Source organism: Gelidibacter sediminis (genome assembly GCF_004364975.1).
Classification (GTDB): Bacteria; Bacteroidota; Bacteroidia; order Flavobacteriales; family Flavobacteriaceae; genus Gelidibacter; species Gelidibacter sediminis.
Map to the genome: position 1 here is coordinate 102,803 of NZ_SOBW01000008.1, position 25,229 is coordinate 128,031.

General features: G+C 36.8%; 29 protein-coding genes. 9 read left to right on the forward strand and 20 right to left on the reverse strand.

Going from position 1 to position 25,229, the window contains the following annotated elements:
* Positions 1-33: 33 nt before the first annotated feature.
* A complete protein-coding gene (locus BXY82_RS07090; protein WP_133757511.1) occupies positions 34-1,017 on the reverse strand; it encodes a D-alanine--D-alanine ligase in 984 nt (327 codons plus the stop codon).
* A 253-nt stretch (positions 1,018-1,270) separates the two neighbouring features.
* Between BXY82_RS07090 and BXY82_RS07095 the strand changes: the two genes are divergently transcribed.
* The 3 genes from BXY82_RS07095 to yaaA all read left to right on the forward strand — a co-directional run bounded on the left by BXY82_RS07095 (position 1,271) and on the right by yaaA (position 3,764).
* Positions 1,271-1,795, forward strand: coding sequence for a PASTA domain-containing protein (locus BXY82_RS07095; RefSeq protein WP_317128574.1), 525 nt, complete (start codon positions 1,271-1,273; stop codon positions 1,793-1,795).
* A complete protein-coding gene (locus BXY82_RS07100) occupies positions 1,795-2,847 on the forward strand; it encodes an RluA family pseudouridine synthase (protein ID WP_133757513.1) in 1,053 nt (350 codons plus the stop codon). The genes BXY82_RS07095 and BXY82_RS07100 overlap by 1 nt, the downstream gene beginning before the upstream one ends.
* A gap of 158 nt (positions 2,848-3,005) precedes the next feature.
* Complete coding sequence (yaaA, locus tag BXY82_RS07105) at positions 3,006-3,764, forward strand: peroxide stress protein YaaA (protein WP_133757514.1); 759 nt, start codon at positions 3,006-3,008, stop codon at positions 3,762-3,764.
* 90 nt (positions 3,765-3,854) lie between these two features.
* On the opposite strand, the gene BXY82_RS07110 is transcribed toward yaaA, so the two are convergent.
* Positions 3,855-3,986, reverse strand: coding sequence for a 30S ribosomal protein THX (locus BXY82_RS07110; RefSeq protein WP_133757515.1), 132 nt, complete (start codon positions 3,984-3,986; stop codon positions 3,855-3,857).
* Between the two features lie 214 nt (positions 3,987-4,200).
* Between BXY82_RS07110 and BXY82_RS07115 the strand changes: the two genes are divergently transcribed.
* From BXY82_RS07115 to BXY82_RS07125, 3 genes are all read left to right on the forward strand, one after another.
* Positions 4,201-4,806 carry a hypothetical protein gene (locus tag BXY82_RS07115; protein WP_166643267.1) on the forward strand — a complete coding sequence of 202 codons (606 nt, stop codon included), beginning with the start codon at positions 4,201-4,203 and terminating at the stop codon, positions 4,804-4,806.
* Positions 4,807-5,496: a uracil-DNA glycosylase family protein gene (locus tag BXY82_RS07120; RefSeq protein ID WP_133757517.1), complete on the forward strand. Its 690-nt coding sequence runs from the start codon at positions 4,807-4,809 to the stop codon at positions 5,494-5,496. It abuts the gene before it with no gap.
* A gap of 105 nt (positions 5,497-5,601) precedes the next feature.
* Complete coding sequence (locus tag BXY82_RS07125; RefSeq protein ID WP_133757518.1) at positions 5,602-6,396, forward strand: tryptophan-rich sensory protein; 795 nt, start codon at positions 5,602-5,604, stop codon at positions 6,394-6,396.
* Between the two features lie 179 nt (positions 6,397-6,575).
* Here BXY82_RS07125 and ggt read toward each other — a convergent pair whose 3' ends face one another.
* Positions 6,576-8,264, reverse strand: a complete 1,689-nt coding sequence (ggt, locus tag BXY82_RS07130; protein WP_133757519.1) for a gamma-glutamyltransferase — start codon at positions 8,262-8,264, stop codon at positions 6,576-6,578.
* A 421-nt stretch (positions 8,265-8,685) separates the two neighbouring features.
* Between ggt and BXY82_RS07135 the strand changes: the two genes are divergently transcribed.
* Together BXY82_RS07135 and BXY82_RS07140 are read left to right on the forward strand one after the other, a co-directional pair.
* Positions 8,686-9,963 carry a DEAD/DEAH box helicase gene (locus tag BXY82_RS07135; RefSeq protein WP_133757520.1) on the forward strand — a complete coding sequence of 426 codons (1,278 nt, stop codon included), beginning with the start codon at positions 8,686-8,688 and terminating at the stop codon, positions 9,961-9,963.
* A 292-nt stretch (positions 9,964-10,255) separates the two neighbouring features.
* The gene (locus tag BXY82_RS07140) at positions 10,256-10,477 is read left to right on the forward strand and encodes a VF530 family protein (protein WP_208293686.1); all 222 of its coding nucleotides are present in this window, start codon (positions 10,256-10,258) and stop codon (positions 10,475-10,477) included.
* Here the strand turns inward: BXY82_RS07140 and BXY82_RS07145 are convergent.
* The 17 genes from BXY82_RS07145 to BXY82_RS07220 form a co-directional block, all read right to left on the reverse strand.
* Positions 10,474-10,884: a DUF805 domain-containing protein gene (locus BXY82_RS07145; protein WP_133757522.1), complete on the reverse strand. Its 411-nt coding sequence runs from the start codon at positions 10,882-10,884 to the stop codon at positions 10,474-10,476. The genes BXY82_RS07140 and BXY82_RS07145 overlap by 4 nt on opposite strands.
* An 83-nt stretch (positions 10,885-10,967) precedes the next feature.
* Positions 10,968-11,807 carry an alpha/beta hydrolase gene (locus BXY82_RS07150; RefSeq protein WP_133757523.1) on the reverse strand — a complete coding sequence of 280 codons (840 nt, stop codon included), beginning with the start codon at positions 11,805-11,807 and terminating at the stop codon, positions 10,968-10,970.
* Positions 11,808-12,131: 324 nt separating this feature from the next.
* Entirely contained in the window at positions 12,132-12,791 is a 660-nt protein-coding gene (locus BXY82_RS07155; protein WP_133757524.1) for a hypothetical protein, read from the reverse strand.
* A 2-nt stretch (positions 12,792-12,793) separates the two neighbouring features.
* A complete protein-coding gene (locus BXY82_RS07160) occupies positions 12,794-14,314 on the reverse strand; it encodes a bifunctional GNAT family N-acetyltransferase/carbon-nitrogen hydrolase family protein (protein WP_133757525.1) in 1,521 nt (506 codons plus the stop codon).
* Positions 14,315-14,383: 69 nt separating this feature from the next.
* Positions 14,384-14,836, reverse strand: coding sequence for a tRNA (cytidine(34)-2'-O)-methyltransferase (locus tag BXY82_RS07165; protein ID WP_133757526.1), 453 nt, complete (start codon positions 14,834-14,836; stop codon positions 14,384-14,386).
* A 1-nt stretch (position 14,837) separates the two neighbouring features.
* Positions 14,838-15,284, reverse strand: a complete 447-nt coding sequence (locus BXY82_RS07170) for a hypothetical protein (protein WP_133757527.1) — start codon at positions 15,282-15,284, stop codon at positions 14,838-14,840.
* A 137-nt stretch (positions 15,285-15,421) separates the two neighbouring features.
* The gene (locus BXY82_RS15425) at positions 15,422-15,565 is read right to left on the reverse strand and encodes a hypothetical protein (protein WP_166643268.1); all 144 of its coding nucleotides are present in this window, start codon (positions 15,563-15,565) and stop codon (positions 15,422-15,424) included.
* 99 nt (positions 15,566-15,664) lie between these two features.
* Positions 15,665-16,432, reverse strand: a complete 768-nt coding sequence (trpA, locus tag BXY82_RS07175; RefSeq protein ID WP_133757528.1) for a tryptophan synthase subunit alpha — start codon at positions 16,430-16,432, stop codon at positions 15,665-15,667.
* 147 nt (positions 16,433-16,579) lie between these two features.
* Positions 16,580-17,761 carry a tryptophan synthase subunit beta gene (gene trpB, locus BXY82_RS07180; RefSeq protein WP_133757529.1) on the reverse strand — a complete coding sequence of 394 codons (1,182 nt, stop codon included), beginning with the start codon at positions 17,759-17,761 and terminating at the stop codon, positions 16,580-16,582.
* A gap of 118 nt (positions 17,762-17,879) precedes the next feature.
* Complete coding sequence (locus BXY82_RS07185) at positions 17,880-18,545, reverse strand: phosphoribosylanthranilate isomerase (RefSeq protein WP_133757530.1); 666 nt, start codon at positions 18,543-18,545, stop codon at positions 17,880-17,882.
* Between the two features lies 1 nt (position 18,546).
* The gene (gene trpC / locus BXY82_RS07190) at positions 18,547-19,332 is read right to left on the reverse strand and encodes an indole-3-glycerol phosphate synthase TrpC (RefSeq protein WP_133757531.1); all 786 of its coding nucleotides are present in this window, start codon (positions 19,330-19,332) and stop codon (positions 18,547-18,549) included.
* Between the two features lie 151 nt (positions 19,333-19,483).
* Positions 19,484-20,479, reverse strand: coding sequence for an anthranilate phosphoribosyltransferase (gene trpD / locus BXY82_RS07195; RefSeq protein ID WP_133757532.1), 996 nt, complete (start codon positions 20,477-20,479; stop codon positions 19,484-19,486).
* Between the two features lie 160 nt (positions 20,480-20,639).
* Positions 20,640-21,206 (reverse strand): anthranilate synthase component II, encoded by a 567-nt coding sequence (locus BXY82_RS07200; RefSeq protein ID WP_133757533.1) that lies wholly within the window; start codon positions 21,204-21,206, stop codon positions 20,640-20,642.
* Positions 21,207-21,208: 2 nt separating this feature from the next.
* Positions 21,209-22,612: an anthranilate synthase component I family protein gene (locus BXY82_RS07205; RefSeq protein WP_133757534.1), complete on the reverse strand. Its 1,404-nt coding sequence runs from the start codon at positions 22,610-22,612 to the stop codon at positions 21,209-21,211.
* Positions 22,613-22,883: 271 nt separating this feature from the next.
* Positions 22,884-23,438: a YceI family protein gene (locus BXY82_RS07210; protein ID WP_133757535.1), complete on the reverse strand. Its 555-nt coding sequence runs from the start codon at positions 23,436-23,438 to the stop codon at positions 22,884-22,886.
* Between the two features lie 32 nt (positions 23,439-23,470).
* Positions 23,471-24,103: an NAD(P)H-dependent oxidoreductase gene (locus BXY82_RS07215; RefSeq protein WP_133757536.1), complete on the reverse strand. Its 633-nt coding sequence runs from the start codon at positions 24,101-24,103 to the stop codon at positions 23,471-23,473.
* Positions 24,104-24,119: 16 nt separating this feature from the next.
* Complete coding sequence (locus BXY82_RS07220) at positions 24,120-24,575, reverse strand: MarR family winged helix-turn-helix transcriptional regulator (protein ID WP_133757537.1); 456 nt, start codon at positions 24,573-24,575, stop codon at positions 24,120-24,122.
* A 114-nt stretch (positions 24,576-24,689) separates the two neighbouring features.
* Between BXY82_RS07220 and BXY82_RS07225 the strand changes: the two genes are divergently transcribed.
* Positions 24,690-25,217: a TlpA disulfide reductase family protein gene (locus BXY82_RS07225; protein ID WP_133757538.1), complete on the forward strand. Its 528-nt coding sequence runs from the start codon at positions 24,690-24,692 to the stop codon at positions 25,215-25,217.
* Positions 25,218-25,229 lie beyond the last annotated feature (12 nt).

Sequence of the window (25,229 nt, forward strand, 5' to 3'; positions counted from 1 at the left end):
ACAATTCTTTTCAGAATTCTTCTGGAACAAGCTCTACGTGCGAACTTTTAAGCACTCTTCAATGGCGTTGCCAAATAAATCTGACAAACTGATTCCCGCAACGGCAGCTTGTTGCGGTAAAATACTGGCCTTGGTCATCCCGGGTACAGTATTGACTTCCAACAAATGAGGTTCACCATCTTTAAATATATATTCACTTCTACTAAAACCTTTCATCTTTAGTACTTCGTATACGCGTTTGGCAATACTTCGCACTTGTTCTTCTTGCTCAGCGGTTAATCTTGCCGGTGTGATTTCTTGCGATTGGCCTAAATATTTTGCCTGATAATCAAAAAAGTCGTTATTGCTCACAATTTCTGTAATAGGAAGAACAATAACTTCACCTTTATAGGTAATGACGCCTACTGAGACTTCAACGCCGTCTAAAAACGACTCTATAATAATTTCATCATCCTCTTTAAAAGCGACTTCAAAAGCCTTTTTAAAATCTTCTTTTTGATATACTTTGCTGATGCCAAAACTGCTTCCTGCTTTATTAGCTTTTACAAAACAGGGCAAACCTACTTTTGCAATGATGGCTTCTTCATCGATAATATCACCTTGATTCACATAAAAAGATTCTGCCGTTTTAATGCCGTAAGGTTTCAGAGTGCTCAAGCAATCGCGTTTGTTAAACGTAAGGGCCGCTTGGTACATATTACAACTGGTTTGCGGAATGTTGACAAGCTCTAAGTACGCTTGTATGAAACCATCTTCTCCAGGCGTACCATGAATTGCATTGAAAACACAGTCGAAATTGATTTTTTGGCTTGCAGTGGTCACGGAAAAATCATTTTTATCAACAGGATGCTCTTCATCGTTCGCATCTACATATACCCATTTGTCTTTAAAAATGTGAATGCGGTGCGCATTATATTTTGAAGGATCAAGCGTTTCGTAGACTACTTGTCCGCTTTTAAGGGAGATTTCGAACTCGCTCGAATAGCCTCCCATGATGATGGCAATGTTTTTTTTCATCTCTTATTCCTGTAAATTTAGGAATGGTATTAATTAATGGTTATGTTCCGTTTAATGAGGACGGCGGTAGGTTATTCATCATGAAATAATTGTCAAACTCCACCGTTTGATAGTCATGAATTGAAGCCGTATCTTCACAAACAAAAATATCACAATAAAAGCAAAAGAAAAAACGGTTGTGTTTTTATATATTTGCCACTTATAACTAAGGTTCATGAGTTTCATAAAATTTTTAACGAGTAAAGTTTTTTTAATGCAAATTCTACTTGCTGTTGTGGCAATTGTAGTGTTTAGTTTTTTAATGTTAAAATGGCTGGACTATAGGACCAACCACGGAAGCTTTGTTACGGTACCAGACCTAGCAGGAAAAACTATTGAAACTGCTAAAATGGAAATCAAGGACCATGATTTGACCATGGAAATTCAAGATTCCGCTAACTTTAACCCGAATTACCCAAAATTCTCCGTCATTGAGCAATATCCTACTGCAGGTACTCAAGTTAAGGAAGATCGAAAAATATATTTAATTTTAAATCCGTCAGGATACCGCAAAGTTGAGGTGCCTAAAGTTGTTGGACGTACGTTTCGCCAAGCAAAACCTACGCTAGAAGCTATCGGGTTTGAAGTTGGAAAAATATCTTATATTGACGATATAGGTAAAGATGAGGTGCAATCCATTTCATTTGAAGGTAAATCGGTCAGCGCGGGCGATTTACTCCCAATGACCTCTAAAATTGATGTGGTTTTGGGTAATGGTAATAGAGGCATAAACGACTAATGATAGAAGATACCAACTCAGATTTAGAAGATCAGTATGATGACGATTTGTATGAGCATTACGCTTTTACGGTCGTTAAAGGTCAAACGCCACTGCGTATTGATAAATATTTAATGAATTTTATAGAAAACGCTACGCGTAATAAGATTCAAGCTGCCGCTAAAAATGGTAGTATTTACGTGAATGACCTTCCGGTAAAATCGAATTACAAGGTGAAACCTTTTGATAAGATTCGTGTTCTTTTTGAACATCCGCCTTACGAATACCTCTTGATGCCTGAAAATCTTCCGCTCGATATTGTGTATGAAGATGATGATTTGTTAGTTGTTAACAAAGAGGCGGGCATGGTGGTGCACCCTGGTCACGGAAACTATTCGGGCACTTTAATTAATGCCTTAACCTATCATTTTGAGAATTTACCAAACAATTCAAGCAACAGGCCTGGTTTAGTTCATCGTATTGATAAAGATACCAGCGGACTGTTGGTTATTGCTAAAACTGAAGAAGCGATGGCCCACCTTAGCAAGCAGTTTTTCAATAAAACTAGTGAGCGAGAATATATTGCGATTGTTTGGGGCAACGTTGATGCTGATGAAGGTACAATAGAAGGCAATATTGGTCGACATCCTAAAAACAGACTTCAAAATACGGTATATTTGGATGATGAAGCTGATAAAGGCAAACCGGCCGTGACACATTACAAAGTTTTGGAACGGTTAGGCTATGTAACCTTAGTGTCTTGCAAATTGGAAACAGGACGTACACACCAAATACGAGTGCACATGAAACATATTGGGCATACGCTATTTAACGATGCGCGTTATGGAGGCGATAAAATTTTAAAAGGAACCACCTTTACTAAGTATAAACAATTTGTAGATAATTGTTTTAAAATTCTGCCACGCCAAGCCCTGCACGCTAAAACACTTGGTTTTGAACACCCTACCACAGGTAAATTTATGAGTTTTGATTCTGAAGTGCCACAAGATATTCAAGACTGTATTGCAAAATGGCAACATTACGCAAAACATAAGGATATGGAGCTGGAGTAATTGTCAGTAATTGCTTTAAAATTTGGTGTCATATTGAAGAAGAATTTTAGCGTATTATTAAGTTTTCTTCTTTGAGTTTACTATTAAGTAGTCGTAACTTTGAATATCAAAAAAGTTATAACCTTTTAATAAAAAAACCTGCTATAGCTGGCATTACTATGAAACTTGTATTATCTCCAGCAAAATCATTAGATTTTGACACCAAATTACCCACTGAAAAACATACCCAACCTGAATTTTTAAAGCAATCCGAACGCTTAAATAAGCTGCTCAAGAAAAAATCTGTTAAAGCATTATCAGAACTAATGAGTATTTCTAAGGATTTGAGTCAGCTCAACTATGAACGCAATCAGCAGTGGCAATTGCCTTTCACAAAAGACAATGCCAGACCGGCTTTATATGCTTTCAGTGGTGATGTGTATAGAGGCTTGGATGCATATACCATACCTAAATCTAAAATAGATAAGGTTCAAGATACAGTGAGAATTCTTTCTGGTTTGTACGGTGTTTTAAAACCCTTAGATTTAATACAGCCTTACCGTTTGGAAATGGGTACCAAAATTGGTGTCGGGAAGGACAAAAATCTTTACGAGTATTGGAAAAAAGATATTACGAATGCCCTTAATAATGAATTGGACGACAACGAAGTATTTATTAATTTAGCTAGTGTTGAATATTTTAAGGCTATAGATAAGAAAGCCCTAAAAGTTCCTGTAATTGATGTCGACTTTAAGGAATTAAAGAATGGCGATTATAAGACCATTGGCATTTTTGCTAAGGTGGCACGTGGACTCATGACGCGTTATATCATTGACACTAATGCAGAGCATATTGAGGATTTAAAAGGCTTCGACTTTGAGAATTATAGATTCCACGAAAAGCTTTCAACGGAACATAAATTAGTTTTCACAAGATAGTCACGAATAATGGTTTAGGATTGCCATATGGTATCCTGTTAGTATTGAAAGTGCAATGACATCTCATACTACCTGAGCCATGGTTCTTTTTTAAGGCTTAGACTTCTTATCAATGCTTATTTTTTCAAGCGTTGTGGGTCTTTTTTTAATGCGAGGACGTCTTACACCGTAACTGCCACGTTGTATCTTTCCTCGTCTCGATTTTTTGTCTCCTTTTCCCATTTTTTATAATTTAATTGCGTTAAAATATTAAAAGATAAGATACTCACTTTTTACAACTTCAAACTGATATATTTGAACTTTAATCTTAATTTAACAGATGTACTATTATTTTATTATAGCCTTTCAAGGGTTTTGTATTTATCATCTATTCAAACATAAAAATTCATTTTATTGGATTTTTGCAATTATATTTTTACCTCTAATTGGGTGTATTGTGTATTTACTCACCCAAGTATTTACCAAACGTGATACTGAAAAAATTCAAGAGAACTTAACAACTATTATAGATCCTTCTAAAAAGCTCAGAGCGTTAGAAAAAAAATTGGAATTCACAGATACCTATGAAAATAGAGTAAATCTTGCTGATGCCTATTTGACATCCCATAATTATACCAAGGCTATTGAGCATTATGCCAAAGCTTTGGAAGATAAGACTCAAAATGGATTTTATGTAAAGACCCAAATGGTTAAGGCCTATTATTATAACAAAAATTTTGATGAAGTGATCGCTTTAGGCGAAGCTTTAGAAAACCACAAAGAATTTAACAAGTCAGAGATTCCTTTTTTCTATGGTATGGCATTGGCCGAAGAGGGCAGAACCGTGGAAGCCGAATTGCAATTAAGAAATATTGACAAGCCTTATTCCAACTATAATGAACGTTTGGCGTTTGCCAAATTTTTATTGAGTATTGACAAAATTAACGACGGGAAGGTAGTTTTGGATGAGTTGCATGAGGAAATGCAAAACATGACCAAAATGAACCAACGGATTTACAAATCGACCAGTCTTGAAGTTGAGAAAATGAGAGCCCAACTGTAAATGTTTTTACACCAACATCCATATCCACCATTTATAAATGATGATACTACAAAACTTATTGTAGGGACATTGCCACCACCACGGTTTTCAGTAGGGGAGCTGTTAGAAAAGGATGTCGATTTTTGTTATGGAAGTTATTATAATTCGCTTTGGTTATTTATTGATAAAATACATCATCTGAATTTGAGATTTGATAATTCAGAAGAAGCTGTAGATCAACGAAAAGCATTTTTAATTGCTCATAAAATTGGCATATGTGATATTGTTGCTAGCGCGGAGCGCGAAAAAATTGATGCATCTGATTTGGGGATGTCCAATATTGAATTGCGAGATATTATTGGTTATTTGAAAGACTTTCCTAATATTGACACATTACTTTTTACTGGTGGGAATAGCAAAAACGGTCCAGAATATTTTTTTAGAAAGCATCTTAAATCCTACGGTTTAAAACTTCAAGTGGTTTCTAATGAAGTACCGCGGATACATGAATTTCGACTGCCAGTTCAATCCAAAACAACAGTTAAAAATAGTTCTGAGTATAGAACCATTAAAACCGTCTCTCTCACATCGGGTTCAGGAGCTGCCAATATCTCCATTAGTAGGATGCCGTTATATCAGCATCTCAAGGCTAAGAACCCCAATTTCAACACCTTCGATTTTAGGGTGCTCCAATATCGTGAATTTATTTGAGTCAATAGCGCCATCAAAAGTGCTAAGCTATTAAAGAGCATTTTGTAATTTTAGCTCAGACTTCTAACGCAATTATACCTTTTCCTATAACGGGGAACAATTCTTATGAAAAAACTTCTTCAAATAAGTAATGGCATTGCCCTGATCTGCACCATTGTTATAAATTACCTTTCCAATACAGGTTTATTAAACAATACGACTATTGGTGAGGTCTCTAAGAATCTAAATACACTCTTTACGCCGGCGGGTTATGCATTTGCTATATGGGGGTTTATCTATTTACTATTAATTGCATTTGTGGTGTACCAAGGCAGAAGTCTGTTTGTTAAGGTTAAAAATGATGATTTTGTATTGAAAGTTGGTTGGTGGTTTGTAGTGTCCTGCATTGCAAACTCAGCGTGGGTGTTCTTGTGGATTTATGGATACACCGGGTTGTCTTGTGTTTTTATATTTCTACTATTATTTTCACTGCTTAAAATTGTGATCAATAATGCGATGGAACTTTGGGATGCACCAATACCTGTCATTGCCTTTTTATGGTGGCCATTTGTGATTTATAGCGGATGGGTAGCCGTAGCGAGTATTGTTAATGTAGCGGCATATCTCGTTAAAACAGGATGGGGCGGCTTTGGCATGTCGGCTGTAGCATGGACCATTTTTATGATTATTATAGCATTAATAATCAATCTTATTGTAACATGGATCCGCAATATGCGCGAGTTTGCAATGGTAGGCGTGTGGGCACTTGCAGCCATAGCATATGCCAATTATGATGAAGCTGTAACAATTACTTATGTTGCTAGTGTAGCAGCCTTGATCTTACTAATAAGTAGCTCGGTACACGCGTATCAAAATAGAGAAAGCAGTCCTATAGAAAAAATGAAACAGTATTTTAAATAGATTTTTTCTTCATATTAAAATGGGAGAAAACATCATTATACATTTATTTTTTATTTAGTTTTTCCTAGTGTTTTAGGTACCACGTAGTTACTTTAGTTTTATTTTTATATACTCATATCTATTTCAAAAAAATGGGTGCCAACAAATTGTCAGCACCCACTAAATTGTATTATAGTTATTTAATACCCGACGGCACCGCCATCTGGGCTTGAAGAATCAGAAGCACCAATATAAACCTTGCCGTCAGAAGGGATTAAAATACCCATTAAACGGCCTAAATTTTCTCTACCCTTAACAATGTGTCCCATGCCCTCCAATGCTTTTTTAGTATCTGGCGACATTAAATCGGTTTCAAAAATCAATTCATCAGGAAACCACTGATGATGAATCTTCAAAGTTTCAATGGCTTTTTTGATTGGCATATCATATGCAATAACGTTCAATATGGTTTGAAAAACAGTGTTAATAATAGTCCGCCCGCCCGGGCTTCCGATAATTAAATATGGTTTTCCGTCTTTGGTAACGATGGTTGGACTCATACTGCTTAACATTCGTTTTTCTGGTTGAATGATATTAGGATCGGTACCAATTAGCCACCCACTGTCAGTATAGCCAGGTTGCGGATTGAAATCGCCCATTTCATTATTTAATATAAAACCGAGTTTTGGAGACCCTAATCCAGAACCGTAAGATTGTTCTAAAGTATAGGTTAGAGATACTGCATTTCCAACTTTGTCAATCACCGATAAGTGTGTGGTGTTTTTCCCGTCATAGAGTTGTCCAAATTTTAAAGTGTCGCTCACAGAGGCTCTATGCATGTCTATATTATCGAATCGCATTTTGGCAAATTCTTTGGACGTCAAACGGTCTAATGGCATTTCCAAATTAAAATCAGGATCGCCCAAATGTTCCGCTCTATCAGCAAACGCTCTGCGCATTGCTTCTGCTACCAAATGGACATAGGCGGTGGAATTGAATGCTATAGAATCTAAATTTGCCTGTTCCATAATATTCAACATTTCAATAATCGCCACACCACCTGAGCTTGGTGGCGGCATTGAAACAATACCATAGTCTTTATAGGTTCCCATTACGGGTTCGCGTTCTACTGCCTCATATTTTTCAAGATCTTTAAGAGTTATAATACCGCCATTTGCTTTCATAAACGAAGCGATTTCTTGGGCAACAGCACCTTTGTAAAATCCGTCTTTACCTTTATCTCTAATTAGTTTTAGGGTTTCGGCTAAATTTTTCTGAACCCATATTTCGCCATGCTTTATAAGTTCTCCTTTGGAATTTTTATAATAATCCTTCAAAAATTGAGGATACGAACCTTCATCAAAATTTTTTGCATGTTCTGCTAATGTATATGATAATGCAACCCCATTTGCTGCTAACTCAACAGAAGGTTGAACTAAATCTTTCCATGGCAATGTTCCATACTTTTGATGAGCCATATATAAACCTGCGACAGTTCCGGGAACACCCACGGATTTCAATCCTTCGTGGTTACTGCCTTTAATGAGGTTGCCATCTGTATCCAAAAACATGTCTGGAGTTGCCTTTAAGGGTGCTTTTTCTCTAAAATCGATAGTAGTGGATTTTCCATTGGCGTCCATATAAACTAAAAAACCACCGCCACCAATATTTCCAGCTTGCGGATGGGTAACCGCCAGAGCAAAAGCCGTGGCAATAGAGGCGTCAATTGCGTTTCCTCCTTTTCTCAGGATATCTGTGCCTACTTGAGAAGCAACGGTATTGTCAGAAACGACCATGCCATTTTGGGCATAGGTCTGCGCAATACTGGATAGTGGGAAGGAGAGCGTTACAAAGAATGTAAGTGCAATAAAAATTTTGTGTGTTTTCATAGTAATTATATTAGGTAATGCTATAATTTGAATCAGACTCTAATTTTGCGCTATTTTAAGGTGTTTTGATTGCAAAAATGATGGGGATATTTGTTAATGATTTCACCAGTTTAAATGTGATGATGATCTAAATTTAGTCAAAAAATGTGGGTTATTATTTTTGATTGCAATTTTTGAAGATTTTTAGGATATCATGCTCTGCCACTCATCTAATTTTTACGTAAACACCAATCAACTTAATCCGTTATCGTATGCTTTTACATATAAATAGCACATAATTAATCGTATGTATATATCAATTAGCAAGAGCTTTAAGAGAAACTTACGTTACGAAAACCGATGCTTAGCAAATTAGCCGTACCTTTGCCAAAAATTAGAGGAGTGACCTAAATTAATAGTGTTTGCTTCGTAAACACATTTTATGTCATTTAACTCATTAGGATTATCTGATGCTTTACTTAAAGCAGTCAGCAAACAAGGCTATACAACGCCATCACCAATTCAACAAAAAGCAATTCCATTAGTACTAGAAGGTAAAGATGTTTTGGCATCGGCACAAACCGGTACCGGAAAGACGGCAGGTTTTACATTACCCTTACTACAATTACTATCTCAAGGGCAACCATTGCGTCAGCGCCCTGTTAGAGCATTGGTCTTAACGCCAACGCGCGAATTGGCAGCTCAGGTGTACCAAAATGTGAAACAATACAGTACATATTTAGATATAAGAAGCACCGTGATTTTTGGCGGGGTGAATCAAAATCCGCAAGTCGCAACACTTCGCAACGGAGTAGATGTGCTTGTTGCAACACCAGGTCGACTCTTAGATTTGCATAATCAACGATTAGTATCGCTAGCCAATGTCGAAATTCTCGTCTTGGATGAAGCAGATCGTATGTTGGATATGGGCTTTTTGCGCGACATCAAAAAAATTATGGCGGTCATGCCAGCGAAACGTCAAAACTTATTGTTTTCGGCTACATTTTCTAAGGACATCAAGGCTTTAGCAAATGAGATCTTAAACCATCCTGTTTTGGTAGAGGCAACACCGGAAAACACAACTGTGGATGCGATTGATCAACAAGTGTATCGTGTTGCTAAAGGGTTGAAACCTGATTTATTGGTGAAATTAATTACTGATGGCAATTGGGAACAGGTTCTGGTGTTTACACGGACCAAACATGGCGCTAATAAATTGACCAAGAAATTGATCAGTAGTCATATTACGGCTATGGCCATTCACGGTAATAAGAGTCAAGGGGCTAGGACAAAAGCGTTGGACGGTTTCAAAAAAGGAACGGTTCGGGTTTTGGTAGCCACTGATATTGCTGCCCGCGGATTGGACATCCCGTTATTGCCACACGTGATCAATTTTGAACTTCCAAATATTGCGGAAGACTATGTGCATAGAATTGGGAGAACAGGAAGAGCAGGGGCTAGCGGATTGGCGATTTCATTAGTAAGTGCTGATGAAACTTCGTTTCTTAGAGATATTGAAAAATTGATTGGCGAACGAATTCCTATGGAAATTGTGGAAGGTTTTGAATCTGATCCAAATGCGTCTACAGAACCTATAAAACAAGGTCAAGGCAAAGGGAGAAACAATAGACCACAATCCAGAAAGTCATCTGGAGGTAACACGCCATCTTCAGGTAGTAGCTCCAATAGAAATAGGAATAGAAATAGGAAACGGAATTAGAAGGTGTAATTGAGGTTGAAATAGATGGTGCATTATTGAAAATTTAAATCTCGTGGTTTTTTTGATTACGGAGTAATATTTTTTTATAACAATCAAATCCGTGCTATCAGCTTGCTCAGCGCAGCGGCATCAGTGTTCCTGTTTATGGAGGAAAACACTTCGACTGCGACCAGTGTGAGAAATGATGTTAAAATTGAAGTTGAAATTGAACTAGTTCTAAATATTAACTATACTTGATTTGTAGAACCATCAGTCTACTGCATTTAGATCTGAAACATAAATACTCATAGAGATGGAACAACCCAACAATCCCTTACATGGTATAACACTAGAACAAATCATTACAGATCTTGAGGCGCATTATGGCTGGGAATATATGGGCACAATCATTAATATTAAGTGCTTTAATGACAATCCTTCTGTAAAATCCAGTCTTAAGTTTCTAAGACGTACCCCATGGGCACGCACTAAGGTGGAGAATATGTATATGAAAATGTTAAAGAATAAACGCTAAAAATCTAGCGGTTTTCCTATCTCATTTATTTCATCAGTATGAGCAGATTTCGGATTTGGTCCCCATTTGTTTTGCCCCATTTCACTGTCCATAACGGTAAAGATAAAAATGATAATGCCTCCAATATAAGGGATAAAGGACAGCAGGTAGTACCAGCCACTTCTGCCTGTATCGTGTAGTCTTCTTATTGTTAAGGCCAATGCCGGAAGCAAGGACATTAAGACATAAACCACCAGCAAAAACATGCCTATCTGAGACATACCAACATCTTCCAAAATAGCATAAAGAAATGCTAACACAAATATGATCAAAAAGTGAAACAGCATGAACATCCAATATTCAGTGCGTCTTGCGCGCCCTGTAAAATCTAAATATTTGTATTTAAATGCGTCTAAAAACCAATTCATAACTAAAAGTGTCTTGCGTTAAAGGCTAAAATAGAAACATTATTAAATTATCCGCTCTAAAATATCACCTATTCGGTAAACGGTTATTTTTCGATATACGGAAACATCAATTTAAACGTGTCGTTTATACTTTGATGCAAGATAGTGGCATGGTTTTCTTTAGGTAAGAACTGAAACTCGACCTTCATATTTTGTTGGCCTGAATTTTTTAATAACTCAGCTAAGGATTTAGCCTCACGTTCCATTACATCACCTTCAGTGCCAACCGAGACATAGACATTTACAAGCATTTTCTTATGCGCTCCTAAAAACATTTTTGCATCTTTCAGTAAAGATTCATTATCCCACCACAGACTCGGACTCACAATAATATAATCCGTGAAAAGCGTCGGAATTTTGAATAGGATTTCCGTTGCTAATAATCCGCCAAGCGATTGTCCGATAAGCATTTTTTTGGCATTGGTGGCGTAATTCGCATTGATGAAAGGTTGTACTTCGTGTTCTAAAAAGTCGATAAATTTTCTAGAACCCCCTGTGGTTGGAAAATCTTTTTTTAATTTCCTGTCCGTTGTAGGAAAAGTGAAATCTCGCTTTCTATCGATATTGGCAATGCCAACCACAATTGTTTTTGGCATGTTCATCTGCAAATTGAAAAACTGAACTAAACCTACAATATGAATAAAATCTTCATCTAAAGAACCATCCAAGACATAGATCACCGGATATTTTAGAGTGTCTGAAACCTTATAACCTTCGGGAAGATAAATGTTTAGCATTCTAGATTCCGATAAAATTTTAGAATCGATTGTCACGATTTCACCAATAGTTAATTCTGATTTCGAACTTTGATTTACAGAGGTTTGAGCTTTTACAGCTGAGATGCAGAAAATAATTATGAGTATGCTATAGTAAAGATATTTCATTGAACAGGTCTATTTTTATTGATTAGGTTTCACTAGATGATTTTTTTTTGACGCGATGCACGAAATACACAAATTTTTAATCCAAGCCAAGACATGAATACTTCACGCAACAAGTTTTGATTCTTGATTCTAGCGGCGCAGCGGTCTATTTTCTATTTTCAACAGCGCAGCGGTCTTAATTCACTTTTGACATGAATTTCACAAATTTTTAATCCAAGCCAAGACATGAATACTTCGCGAAACAAGTCTTGATTCTTGGTTCTAGCAGCGCAGCGGTCTATGTTCTATTTTCAACAGCGCAGCGGTCTTGATTCTATAAAAAAATTAATCTTCCTCCTCAACAAACATCTCAATCTTAGCATCAAATTCTGCATCCTTAAATTCGTCGCGACTGATCCAATATTCGGAAGTTGTCATGGTGTAAGAATTGTCGCCGGTAGATTTTAAATCCCACACAATGGATTCAGCTTCATCAAATGCTTCTTTGCCTGCTAATTGGTCTGAATACAACCGTTTAATCACACTGTTATTGGCCAAAGTATGGTCTAAGACTTTTAATACGACTTCTTTCGTCACGTCCTTATTAGGCGTAATTTCAAACTCGATGATGGTTGCTTTGGCGTTAGGGAAGGTTCCGTTATAAGCTTTGAATAGCAATTGGTTAATGTTGAAAAGCTCATGGTGTAAGCTGATGTCACTATATTCTTCCGAAATTTTATCCAAAAGCATGTCGTGCGACATTTGTCCAATTTGGCCTTCGTTAAGGTATTCAGAAAGCTTGTAATCTAGTAAGATAGCAGCGGCTTCAGGTCCTTCAAAATCTGAAATGGCCATGAATAGTAGGTCTTTCAGTTCTTCCGGTTTAGAGTCTTTTGCATCGGGAAATCCAAACAATTCCAATAATTTTATGTAATCGGCATTGGTCCATGCGTCTTCAAATTCTTCAACAGTTTTAACACTATTGATAATCATATGATAGGTCATACTTATTTCTTATTAAGTTCAAATAAATCGGTTCTTCTATCTTTTAAGTTTCTAACACTTCCAAATTGGTTGAGTTCCCTTAAAAGGTCAATATCCACATCAGCAATGAGAATCATTTCTGCGTTTTGAGTGGCTTCGGCTTTAACCCCGTTGGTTGGGAATGCAAAATCGCAAGGTGTAAAGACCATGGATTGTGCATATTGAATGTCCATATTCTGAACATTAGGTAAATTACCTACACTTCCAGCAATAGCAACATAACATTCATTTTCAATGGCACGGGCTTGAGCACAATGGCGCACACGAGAAAATCCATTTTGAGTATCGGTTAGGAACGGTACAAATAGAATGTCCATACCTTCATCAGCTAAAATTCTGCTCAACTCTGGAAACTCAACATCATAACAAATGAGGATTCCAATTTTGCCACAGTCGGTGTCAAATGCTTTTAATTGATTGCCACCAACCATGCCCCAAACTTTCGCTTCATCAGGAGTAACATGTAACTTTTCAAAACGTTCAGTACTACCGTCACGCCTACATAGATAACCCACATTAAAAAGCTGGCCATTCACCACTTCTGGCATACTACCGGTTATAATATTAATGTTGTAAGAAATTGCAAGTTTTGAAAAACGCTGTACCATTTCTGGAGTGTGTTTTGCCAGTTCTCTAATTGCTTCGGGTGTAGATAAATGGTTGTTTTCAGCCATTAATGGCGCATTGAAAAACTCTGGAAACAAAGCAAAGTCACTCCGGTAACCAGAAACGGAATCAATGAAAAATTCTGCTTGTTGCATCATTTCATCCATGTCTTTATACAAGCGCATTTGCCATTGTACAAGACCTAAACGCACCACTTTTTTAATAGTCGTGGCTTTCTTAGATTTTTTCTCGTAATAGATATTATCCCATTCCAATAAGACTGCATAATCTTGAGACGACGAATCGCCCTCAAGATAATTCTTTAAGATTCGGGTAGGATGAAAATCGTTAGAAATTTGAAAATTTAATACCGGATCATGGATTTCCTTACGTCGCACCTTGTCAATATATTCTTTTGGAGTTAAGCTGTCAGAATATTTATGGTAATTAGGAATGCGGCCGCCAAAGGCTAGACCTCTCAAATTTAAACGTTCACACAATTCTTTACGGTAATCATAAAGTCGACGCCCTAATCTTAACCCTCTAAATTCCGGTTTGATAAAAACATCAATACCATAAATAACATCACCTTCATCAGTATGCGTGCTGAATGTATAATTACCTGTAATGTCTTTATACGTATGATTGTCTTCAAATTGATCATAATCAACTATAATACTTAAGGCACATCCTGCAATCTGATTATTAATTTTTATTACAACCTGACCCTCGGGGAATTTGTCAATTAATTTTTTAATCTGACTTTCCTTCCAAAATGCATCCGGCATAGTGGTATAAGATGCTATCATGGCTCGTTTTAATTCTTGGTAATCATCAAGATTTAAATATTTTAATTCGATGTTTTCAATGTCATTCATAAGGTACTGTAATGAGGGTTGTTTTTTTATGTACAAAGATAGTTCTCAAAACAACTAGTTTGTAAACTATTATTTCAGGGCCTTTATGCCCTCATAGGTGACTATGGCCACGGCATTCGCTAAATTTAAGCTTCTGATATGATCACTGAATAATGGAATTTTATACAAATGTTCAGGATAATTTGCTAGAATATCTTTGGAGAGACCTACTGATTCTTTCCCAAAAATTAAGAATAAATTATCTTCAAACGGAATGTTCCAATAGTCTTTTTTGCCGTGACTGGATAAAAATACCATTTTCTTATCTTGATGTTGTTTAAAAAAGTCAGCAACATTCTCATAATTGGTAATATTGACGTGGGGCCAATAGTCCAGTCCGGCGCGTTTGAGGCGAGCATCGGTTATTTCGAATCCGAAAGGCTTTACCAAATGTAAGTGCGCCCCAGAAGCGAGTGCAAGTCGGCCAATATTACCTGTGTTGTTAGGAATTTCAGGTTCAATTAAAACAATGTTTAGAGGCATATTATAAATCTAATGTGTCGCAGGCTACTGCGGTTAATGGGAATTTATCGTCAAAAGTAATTGTGGCATCTTTTTTAAATACCGTTCTGTTGTGAGCGTCTACTTCTAATTCGCCATAACCTTGAAGAAGTGTTTGTCCTTTTTTAAGAAAAATTATTTCTCTTTTAGACTTCGTGCCTTCGGCCTCAAAATTATAATCGGCAAACAACGTGTCACCTTTCATAACACCCTCAAAGGAGCCATGACTACCGTCCTTTTGATAAAAATTAAAGAGCAGGTACCCTGTGGCAGTTGTTTTATATTCTTTCAGAACTAATTGGATAGTATCATTATTTTTGGCGTATAAAAAACAGTGCTCATTAACATGGGTATTTTTAAATTCAGTTTTAGTTTCTGAATCCTTTGAAGTGGTGTGTTTTTTAGAATTGTCATTGCAAGAGAGATTCATTAAAACTAACATTAGGGCGATTACTCTCAAATTTATTTTCATCTTATTTCTAGTGTTTTTCGCGAATTCAGGAACTAAAAAGAAACCTATTCCATAATAATTGGAATAGGTTTCTTTGGTTTATTTTAGTAAGACAATTATTTTTTTGATTGTTGATCTTTTATCGTCTTATCATTAATGTCATATTTGTTGACATTATTATTTTTTATACCTGTCGGATTCGTAGGATTTGTTTGCTCTTTTGTCTGTTTAAATTTTTTATTATCTTTTATAATTCCCATGACTATTTAGTTTTAAATTCTTTGATAAGTTAAGAAACTATCGATGAAAATATATTAAGATTGTCTTAAATTTTATATTTCATAAGGGTTCTGCTGGTCTTAAGGCTGCAATAATGAGTTGACAAAATATTCTATTTTAGTTTTCCCTTCTAATTTTAAATGTTTGACAAATGCGCTCCCAATGATGGCACCTTTAGCATATTGTGTTGCTTGGGAAAATGTTTTATGGTCTGAAATTCCAAAGCCAATTATTTGCGGATTGTTGAGCTCCATTTGGTGTATGCGTTTAAAATAATTAGTTTGGACATCCCCAAAACCTGAACTGCTACCGGTAACACTGGCGCTACTCACCATATAAATGAACCCTTTGGATATGGAATCGATAAAACGTATGCGTTCCTCAGAGGTTTGAGGGGTAATTAAAAACACGTTGATGATGCCGTGCGTTTCAAAAATGGATTTGTAATGATCATTGTACACATCAACCGGAAGATCTGGAATGATGAGTCCGTCGATACCAACTTCTGCACATTTTTTACAGAATGCTTCTACGCCATATTGCAGCATGGGGTTGAAATAACCCATGATGATTAACGGGATGCTCACGGTTTTTCTAATGTCCTTAAGTTGATCAAATAAAACCTCGGTAGTCATGCCGTTTTTTAAAGCTTGCGTGGAGCTGGCTTGAATTGTAGGGCCGTCGGCCAAAGGATCGCTAAAAGGCAAGCCAATTTCAATCATGTCCACACCGTTTTTTTCTAAACTTTCAATAATACCAACAGTATCACTCAAATCTGGGTAGCCTGCTGTAAAGTATATGGAAAGTAACTTTTTGTCTTCTTGTAATTTTTTGTTGATTCTGTTCATGCTTACTTCCCACGAAAGTGGGAATCTTTTTAAATTAAACGTTATGCTTGCGTATCATTTTATAATCTAACCCTTCCGACTTCATCCCGTTTTCCTCGGGATGAATTTCCCTTCCCTTGAAAAAAGGGAAGGAATTAATTATTGTGGCTATAATCCAAAATGATCAATATAAGTCTCCAAATCCTTATCCCCACGTCCCGATAAACTCACCACCACAATATCGTCAGGTTTAAATTTTTTATGCTCAAAAATTGCTAGCGCGTGCGAACTTTCAATAGCAGGGATGATCCCTTCCATTTTGCACAATTCTAAACCAGCAGTCATGGCATCATCATCAGTAATGGCAACGAACTCAGCGCGACCACTTTTATACAAATGCGCATGCATTGGTCCTACGCCAGGATAATCCAACCCTGCTGAAATGCTGTAGGGTTCTGTGATTTGCCCATCTGGGGTTTGCATCAAAAGCGTTTTACTGCCGTGGATAATGCCTTCTTTCCCTAGGATTGAAGTTGCAGCACTTTCTCCGGAGTGCACGCCTTTACCTGCGGCTTCTACAGCAACAAGTTTAACCTCAGTATCCTCTAAAAAGTGATAAAATGCACCGGCTGCATTACTGCCACCACCCACACAGGCCACCACATAATCAGGTTTGGAAGTGCCTTCTTTTTCTTGCAGTTGCCACTGTATTTCTTGAGAAACAATCGCTTGAAAGCGTGCCACCATATCTGGATATGGGTGCGGGCCGACCACACTCCCGATGATGTAATGGGTATCTACAGGATTGTTAATCCAATCGCGAATGGCCTCATTGGTAGCGTCTTTTAACGTGCGACTTCCAGAAAGCGCTGGAACTACTGTAGCACCCAACATTTTCATGCGGGCAACATTGGGAGCCTGACGCGCGATGTCAATTTCTCCCATATATACGATACATTCCAAGCCCATCAGCGCGCAGACAGTCGCCGTGGCTACGCCGTGTTGTCCAGCGCCTGTTTCTGCAATAATCCGGTTTTTACCGAGGCGTTTTGCCATCAAAATCTGACCAATTGTATTGTTAATTTTATGCGCACCTGTGTGATTAAGATCTTCGCGTTTTAAGTAAATTTTGGTGTTGTACTTCGCACTCAATCGCTTGGCGAAATAGAGTGGGGAAGGACGGCCCACATAATCTTTGAGCAAGGCATGGAATTCTTCTTGAAATTCTGGTTCAGCCATGACCTTAAGATAGTTTTGACGTAATTCTTCCACATTTGGATAGAGCATCTCAGGAATGTAAGCGCCTCCAAATTCTCCGTAATACCCTTTGTTGTTAATGTTGTATGTCATAATTTATATTCCCACGCAGGTAGGAACCTCATGATTTAGTGTTCAATAAGTATATCGAACCGATTAATTTTTTTTTTCGAGCAAGACCACAGTCGCTTGTCGATAGTAATTTATAGCACTATTGCGCTGTCAAATCACCCGAAGTGATTTGGTTTTTAAATTCTTTTAATTTTTGATAGTCTTTCAATCCTGGCTCACTTTCAAATTTACTATTGACATCAAGCGCATGGCAGAATTGTGAAGCCTCACCTTGCATAAATTTATTGATGTTTTCAATTTCTTCCAAGCCGATTCCACCACTTAAAAAATATGGTTTAGTAGATGGATAGGCTTGTAAAACATCCCAATTAAAAGTATAGCCATTTCCTCCTGGAAGTTGACCTTTGGTGTCAAACAGGAAGTAATCACAAACGGGTTCAAAAGGTGTTAATTCATCAAAATTAAATTGGTCTTTGATGGAAAACACTTTGATGATTTTGATGTGCTTTTTCTCTCGACTGCGATCACCCAGATTTGATCTTAGTTTAGTACAATATTCCGGCAATTCTTCACCGTGCAATTGAATAAGATCCAAATCGTGTTGTGCTACCTTTTCTAAAATATCTTTCTCCGAAGCATTAACAAAAACGCCTACTTTTTTGATGTTTTCTGGGAGTTCTGGGATAGTTCCATTAAAATAGCGGCTTGATTTTTTATAAAATATAAAGCCAAGATAATCCGGTTGAAGTGTGGCAACTTCAGCGATATTCTCTTGATATTTCATGCCGCAGATTTTTAGTTTCATCTTATCTGTTTAAATCTTTGATAAATTGTGAGGCACTGTCGCCCGCATTATCTGTTTTCATAAAATTTTCACCAATTAAAAACCCTTTGTAACCGTAAGGTTGCAAGGCTTTGATCGCCTCAACGCTGCTAATGCCACTTTCAGATATTTTTACAAAATCATCAGGGATTAGCGTGCTCAACTGTTTACTCGTTTCTAAGCTGACCTCAAATGTTTTTAAGTTGCGATTGTTGACACCCATCATGTCTAGACTAGGCATGACCGATTTATGTAATTCTTCCTCATTATGAATTTCTAAAAGCACTTCTAAATTTAAGCTTTTTGAAAGTTCGGACAATTGCTTAATCTCTTGACGAGATAATACCGCGGCAATAAGTAAAATAACATCAGCACCATAAGCTTTGGCTTCAATAATTTGATACGGATCAATAACAAATTCCTTGCGGAGTAATGGCAACTGACAACTTGCTCTAGCTAAGAGTAAATCGTCCAATGAGCCTCCAAAATATTTGCCATCGGTTAAAACAGACATCCCACAAACGTCAGCAGCTTCATAACCTTTGGCGACGTCAAAAACATTCAGATTTTGATTGATGACAGATTTGGAAGGTGAGCGCCGCTTGTGCTCGGCAATAATTCCAGAAGTACTCGCTTTCAATCGTTCCGTAAGTGATATGGTCGATTTCTCAAAGAAAACCGAGTGCTCTAATTGAGACACAGGGATAATTGATTTTTTTAAATCAACTTCCTTGCGTTTGTCAGCGATGATATGGTCTAATATGTTCATTTATTCAGTATTCTCTTTTTTTAGTCTTCAGTCTTCAGTCCTCAGTCCTCAGTTTTCAGTATTCAGTCCTCAGTCCTCAGTCTTCAGAGTTTGGACTGCAATCTTCCCACTGCCAACTGCAGACTGACTACTGCCCACTGATCCCTGCCAACTAATCCTTGCTTATGCTCACTAATCGTTCAAATTTCTCCTTTGTTTTACCTCCCAACAACGATTCTTTGGCTAAACCGAAACTGTCTTCTAACGATTTTTTTGTCACAGTAGCAATGGCCATTGCGGCATTGGCACACACCACGTTATTTTGAGCCTCGGTACCTTGACCGTCTAGGATGTCTACAAAAATTTTAGCTGCAGATGCTACCGAATCGCCTCCATATATTTCAGTTTGGTTTAAGGTGTCAACACCGAAAAACTGAGGATTAATAATCGTTTCTGAAGCATTTCGGATCACTTTTGCCGGTCCAGTTAATGAGATTTCATCATAACCATCTAAAGCATGTAGAATGGTGTAATTGATATCTGTATTTTGATAAAGATAGCCGTACATGCGCAGTAATTCCAAATTAAAAACGCCAACAAGTTGATGTTTAGGAAACGATGGATTCACCATTGGGCCTAACATATTGAAAAAGGTTTTAACCCCCAAATCCTTACGAATGGGCGCTACATTTTTCATGGCAGGATGAAAGAGTGGTGCGTGCAATATGCATATGCCAATTTCATCTAAAGACCGCTTTAGGAAATCGATGTCCTTGGTGAACTTAATCCCTAAAAATTCCATGACGTTAGAGGATCCGCAAGCAGATGATACGCCGTAATTGCCATGTTTGGTGACATTAACACCTGCACCCGCAGTCACAAAAGAAGCTAGTGTTGAAATATTAAACGTGTCCTTACCATCGCCGCCGGTGCCGCATAAATCGATGCCATTGTAATCGGCCAGATCAACGTGTAAACATAATTCTAAAAGTGCGTCTCTAAACCCTTGCAGTTCTTCAATAGTTACGCTTCGCATCATATAAACTGTCAAGAATGATGCTATTTGACTTTGATTATATGCGCCTTTAGAGATGTTGACCAACACGTGTTTGGCTTCATCGCTTGAGATGCTTTCTTGATTGATGAGTCTGTTGAGTATATGTTTCATATTTATTCCCCACAAGAGTGGAGGTTTTATTTATTAAACTTTGATTTAAGAAAATTTTTCTGACTATTTAGTCTTTAGTACTCAGTCTTCAGTCTTCAGTCCTCAGTTCTCAATAATCTGCAGACTTTCTGCCAACTGCTTACTGCTTACTGCCTACTATTTACTGATTAACCCAATTTTCCAAAATCTTTTTACCATGTGGTGTCAACACCGATTCAGGATGAAATTGTACGCCTTTCAAGTCATATTCTTTATGACGTATGGACATTACTTGACCGTTTTCATCTAAAGAGGTGGCTTCTAAAACCTCAGGTAAATTAGGATCGACCACCCACGAATGGTAACGTCCAACTTCAAATGTGTTTTCCAATCCATTAAATAACGATTCGTCAGTAACCGATTGTGTTACATTGGTCGATACGCCATGATAAACCGTATCTAAGTTGATTAGGGAGCCACCATAAACTTCACCAATAGCTTGCTGCCCTAAACAAACTCCCAAAATACTTTTAGTTGGGGCATAGGTTTTTATAATGTCTTTTAATAATCCGGCTTCATCAGGAATTCCTGGGCCTGGAGAGAGTACGATTTTTTCAAAGGCCTCTACATCATCCAAGCTCAGTTGGTCATTTCGTTTTACAGTAACTTCACAGCCTAAGTCTTCTAGATAGTGCACCAAATTGTAGGTAAAGCTGTCGTAATTATCTATAACTAATACTTTTTTCATAATTATATCTCTTTGGCCATATCAATGGCTTTTGTTAAGGCTCCTAATTTGTTGTATACTTCCTGTAATTCGTCTTCAGGATTCGATTTGGAAACAATCCCAGCACCAGCTTGCCAATGCAGTTGGTGATTTTTGCTCAAAAACGTTCGGATCATTATCGCATGGTTAAAATTCCCATCAAAATCCATAAATCCGATAGCACCACCGTAAAAATCGCGACTTGTTTTCTCGTACTTTTCAATGAGCTGCATGGCTTTATGTTTTGGTGCGCCACTTAAAGTTCCGGCCGGAAAGGTATCTGCTACCATTTGCATCGTTGTCGTGTCTTTATGTTTTTGCCCTGTCACTTTACTCACCAAATGGATGACATGTGAAAAGAATTGGACTTCTCTGTATTTTTCGACGGTGACTTGGCTGCCATGGCGACTCAAATCATTTCGTGCTAAATCGACCAACATCACGTGTTCTGCATTTTCTTTGTCATCAAGAGCTAATTTTTTGGCGAGCTCTGCATCTTTTTCATCATTTCCTGTACGTTTAAAGGTGCCAGCAATGGGATGGATTTCTGCTTTGTCTTTATTGATGACCAACTGCGCTTCTGGCGAACTTCCAAAAATCTTAAAATCGCCATAATCGAAATAGAAGAGGTAAGGGGATGGGTTGATACTTCTTAAGGCGCGGTATACATTAAATTCGTCACCTTTAAATTGTTGCGAGAAGTTTTTGGAGAGCACCAATTGAAAAACATCGCCTCTAGCACAATGTTTTTTGGCAAGCACCACATTGTCTTTATATTCATCATCTGTCAGATTAGAAGTCGTGGCGCCATCAGTAGTAAAATTAAAAGCTGCAAAGTTCTTCGATTTGATCAGCTGCAAGATTTCATCAATATTATTATCAGTGTCATAGCAATGGGCAAATACATACGCCTCATTTTTGAAATGATTGATGGCGATAATATTTTGATACACGGCATAATAAATATCAGGAATATTTTGATGGCCTTCTTTTTTTGTGATTTCTACATCTTCAAAATAACGAACCGCATCATAAGCAATATAGCCAAACACACCATTGTTGATGAATTTAAATTGGTCTTCAGTATGGGTTTTAAATCGTTTGGTAAACTTATGGATGACGTTAGCCACATCAGTCTCTGCAGTAATGGATTGGGTCAATTGACTCTTGTCTGGAAAGATTTCCGTAATCACTTCATCTTGAACTTTAATGGACGCAATAGGATTGCAGCAGATGTATGAAAAACTGTTATCGTTGGCGTGGTAATCACTACTTTCCAACAAAATACTATTCGGAAATTTATCCCTTATTTTTAGATAGATGCTTACAGGGGTAATGGTATCTGCAAGGATTTTTTTGTGATGTGTGTATAGACTAAAGGTCTTCATAGGTTTCAAAAGTTGTTAAAAAAGAAAAAGGCTTGTCGTGAATGACAAGCCTTTTTTATATTAAATTTAAATATACAATAGCGTTACCTCACGAATGTTGTTTCGAAAAGTTCCACCACCAAGTATGATTTAAAATTTTGTACATAATTATTGTTTTGCCAAATATAGAAATGAAAAATTTAGTTTTCAAATAATTTGGCAATAAAATAAAAAAAAGGATCCCGAAAAATCGGGATCCAATCACTAAATGTTGCTATTAATCAATTCTTAGTTAGAACTTAAGATTTACATTTAGATCAAATTCATCATAGATAGCTTTGTCAGCTAATCCATCAAAGAAACTAGTTGATCTGTATTTGATGTCATATTTAGTTCTGTCTACTTTCAATTTGGCAGTAGCAGTATTATTATCTTTAACAGTCATGTTGAATGTGTTAGGGAAAGTTATGCCTTTGATTGTTAAATCTCCAGTAACTTTATACTTGCCCGCTTTACCTTCAACTTTAGTGATTACAAATTTTGAAGTTTTATGATTGTCAACTCCGAAGAAATCGTCAGATTTTAAGTGACCTTCAAGTTTTCCTTTAGATTCACCTTCAAGATCCTTAACTGTTAGAGTTGTCATGTCCATAACAAAAGTGCCGCCAGTAAGTTCATTTTTGTCATTAAATTTTAAGGCACCTTCTTTAAGTGTAATAGTACCATCGTGTTGACCAGTTACTTTATGGCCCACCCATGTGATCTCACTATTAACAACATCTACTTTTTTCTCTGTTGCTACTGAAAATGCTGCGATTGCCATTGCTAAAATTATTGTACTTTTCATAATGTTTGATTTTTGTTTTTAAAGTTTAAATATTAAATAGTTGTGAATAATTCTTTTTTTGGTTTTCTTACTTTTTTATTATGTTGAGTTTCGTCTTCTTCTGATCTGTATCCTATGGCTGCAACAACCGCTGCATTTAGATTTTGCTCGTTTAGTCCCAAGATCTCATTATACTGATCAGCATCAAAACCTTCCATTGGGCAGGCATCAATTTTAAACTCCGCTGCTGCAGATAAAAGATTACCCAAGGCTATATACGTTTGTTTTGCCGTCCAAGATGCTTTAGCGTCTTTTGGTAACGGATTTAAGGTGTTGATCATAAAATCTGCATACCCTTTAAGATTAACAGGCTCAATACTTCTGGTGATGCCTATATTCTCAATATAATCATTGATTAAAGACTCGTCAAAGTCGGTCATATTAGCAAAAACAATGACGTGAGACGCATCTGTAATTTGAGATTGTCCCCATGATGCAGCTTTCAATTGTTCCTTTATTTTTTGATCTTCAATAATTAAAACTTTATAAGGCTGGAGACCGTAAGAAGATGCAGAAAGTTGAATGGCATCCTTTAATTGATCTAAATCTTCTGCAGCAATTTTTTTGGTGCTGTCAAATTTTTTAGTCGCATATCTCCAATTTAAATTTTTAATATAATTTGTCATAATCGTTTTCTTATGTTTAATCTCTAAGTTTTGATAATAATATGTTCAGGGTAATTAATTCATCCTTGCTCAATGCTTCTGTGAGCTTTGTCTCAGCTGAAAGCACTAACGGATCAATAGTTTCTAACGCTTTTAGACCCTTTTTTGTGATAAAAATTTCTACTTTTCTACGATTGTGTTCACAGACAAAGCGTTCTACAAAACCTTTTAAAATAAGTTTATCTACCAATCGGGTCGTATTACTCATTTTACTGACCATCCTATCCTGAATGTCTTGAAGGTTGGTAGGGTTCCCGTTTTGTCCTCTTAAAATTCGAAGCACATTAAACTGTTCAATTGAAATATCAAACGGTTTCAGAACATTAGATATGCTGTCTCTAAAATCTACACTAGTTAGAGAAATGTTGATCACAGTTTTCTTAGCTAATGAAATCTCAGATGTAGTTTTTAAAATGTCTTCTAACTCTTTCATGTACAACAATTGTATATACAAAGGTATGTAATTTTAGAAATACCGCAATATTTTTTTTAAATAATTTTTTGTTAAAATTTCAATAGACATGAAATGGTTGTCTACATTTATAGTATGAGAATACTGTCTTTAATACTATTGGTTATACTTCTGTCTTGCAAAAATGATGCAAATGAAAATAGCACTGTTGCGGCTGATCTTCAAAAAGAATCCAATATAGAGCTAGACTTAACCGTCTATGATTTTGAAGGGTTAAAACCATATTTAAAAACTATGACTGATAGTGTATACGTGGTTAATTTTTGGGCTACATGGTGTGCCCCTTGTATTAAGGAAATGCCATATTTTGAAGCCATCAATAAAAAATATAAAAATAAAGGCGTCAAGGTTACCTTGGTCAGTTTAGATTTTCCGAGAAAGTATGAATCGCATTTAAAACCATTTATCAAAAAGAATAAACTAACATCTGAAGTTGTAGTTTTAAATGATCCCGACTCTAATTCTTGGATTCCGGAAATCAACCCAGATTGGTCTGGAGCCATTCCTGCCACGCTTATTTTTAGTAAAGACAATCGGGCGTTTTATGAACAACCCTTTACTTTTGAAGAACTGGAAGCGGAACTTCTAAAATTCATCAATTAGATATAGAGACCA

What these genes read in the sequence shown, in the direction of transcription:
- BXY82_RS07090 (WP_133757511.1), bottom strand. Translation starts at nt 1,017, where the DNA reads ATGAAAAAAAACATTGCCATCATCATGGGAGGCTATTCGAGCGAGTTC.
- BXY82_RS07095 (WP_317128574.1), top strand. Translation starts at nt 1,271, where the DNA reads ATGCAAATTCTACTTGCTGTTGTGGCAATTGTAGTGTTTAGTTTTTTA.
- BXY82_RS07100 (WP_133757513.1), top strand. Translation starts at nt 1,795, where the DNA reads ATGATAGAAGATACCAACTCAGATTTAGAAGATCAGTATGATGACGAT.
- yaaA (WP_133757514.1), top strand. Translation starts at nt 3,006, where the DNA reads ATGAAACTTGTATTATCTCCAGCAAAATCATTAGATTTTGACACCAAA.
- BXY82_RS07110 (WP_133757515.1), bottom strand. Translation starts at nt 3,986, where the DNA reads ATGGGAAAAGGAGACAAAAAATCGAGACGAGGAAAGATACAACGTGGC.
- BXY82_RS07120 (WP_133757517.1), top strand. Translation starts at nt 4,807, where the DNA reads ATGTTTTTACACCAACATCCATATCCACCATTTATAAATGATGATACT.
- BXY82_RS07125 (WP_133757518.1), top strand. Translation starts at nt 5,602, where the DNA reads ATGAAAAAACTTCTTCAAATAAGTAATGGCATTGCCCTGATCTGCACC.
- ggt (WP_133757519.1), bottom strand. Translation starts at nt 8,264, where the DNA reads ATGAAAACACACAAAATTTTTATTGCACTTACATTCTTTGTAACGCTC.
- BXY82_RS07135 (WP_133757520.1), top strand. Translation starts at nt 8,686, where the DNA reads ATGTCATTTAACTCATTAGGATTATCTGATGCTTTACTTAAAGCAGTC.
- BXY82_RS07140 (WP_208293686.1), top strand. Translation starts at nt 10,256, where the DNA reads ATGGAACAACCCAACAATCCCTTACATGGTATAACACTAGAACAAATC.
- BXY82_RS07145 (WP_133757522.1), bottom strand. Translation starts at nt 10,884, where the DNA reads ATGAATTGGTTTTTAGACGCATTTAAATACAAATATTTAGATTTTACA.
- BXY82_RS07150 (WP_133757523.1), bottom strand. Translation starts at nt 11,807, where the DNA reads ATGAAATATCTTTACTATAGCATACTCATAATTATTTTCTGCATCTCA.
- BXY82_RS07155 (WP_133757524.1), bottom strand. Translation starts at nt 12,791, where the DNA reads ATGACCTATCATATGATTATCAATAGTGTTAAAACTGTTGAAGAATTT.
- BXY82_RS07160 (WP_133757525.1), bottom strand. Translation starts at nt 14,314, where the DNA reads ATGAATGACATTGAAAACATCGAATTAAAATATTTAAATCTTGATGAT.
- BXY82_RS07165 (WP_133757526.1), bottom strand. Translation starts at nt 14,836, where the DNA reads ATGCCTCTAAACATTGTTTTAATTGAACCTGAAATTCCTAACAACACA.
- BXY82_RS07170 (WP_133757527.1), bottom strand. Translation starts at nt 15,284, where the DNA reads ATGAATCTCTCTTGCAATGACAATTCTAAAAAACACACCACTTCAAAG.
- BXY82_RS15425 (WP_166643268.1), bottom strand. Translation starts at nt 15,565, where the DNA reads ATGGGAATTATAAAAGATAATAAAAAATTTAAACAGACAAAAGAGCAA.
- trpA (WP_133757528.1), bottom strand. Translation starts at nt 16,432, where the DNA reads ATGAACAGAATCAACAAAAAATTACAAGAAGACAAAAAGTTACTTTCC.
- trpB (WP_133757529.1), bottom strand. Translation starts at nt 17,761, where the DNA reads ATGACATACAACATTAACAACAAAGGGTATTACGGAGAATTTGGAGGC.
- BXY82_RS07185 (WP_133757530.1), bottom strand. Translation starts at nt 18,545, where the DNA reads ATGAAACTAAAAATCTGCGGCATGAAATATCAAGAGAATATCGCTGAA.
- trpC (WP_133757531.1), bottom strand. Translation starts at nt 19,332, where the DNA reads ATGAACATATTAGACCATATCATCGCTGACAAACGCAAGGAAGTTGAT.
- trpD (WP_133757532.1), bottom strand. Translation starts at nt 20,479, where the DNA reads ATGAAACATATACTCAACAGACTCATCAATCAAGAAAGCATCTCAAGC.
- BXY82_RS07200 (WP_133757533.1), bottom strand. Translation starts at nt 21,206, where the DNA reads ATGAAAAAAGTATTAGTTATAGATAATTACGACAGCTTTACCTACAAT.
- BXY82_RS07205 (WP_133757534.1), bottom strand. Translation starts at nt 22,612, where the DNA reads ATGAAGACCTTTAGTCTATACACACATCACAAAAAAATCCTTGCAGAT.
- BXY82_RS07210 (WP_133757535.1), bottom strand. Translation starts at nt 23,438, where the DNA reads ATGAAAAGTACAATAATTTTAGCAATGGCAATCGCAGCATTTTCAGTA.
- BXY82_RS07215 (WP_133757536.1), bottom strand. Translation starts at nt 24,103, where the DNA reads ATGACAAATTATATTAAAAATTTAAATTGGAGATATGCGACTAAAAAA.
- BXY82_RS07220 (WP_133757537.1), bottom strand. Translation starts at nt 24,575, where the DNA reads ATGAAAGAGTTAGAAGACATTTTAAAAACTACATCTGAGATTTCATTA.
- BXY82_RS07225 (WP_133757538.1), top strand. Translation starts at nt 24,690, where the DNA reads ATGAGAATACTGTCTTTAATACTATTGGTTATACTTCTGTCTTGCAAA.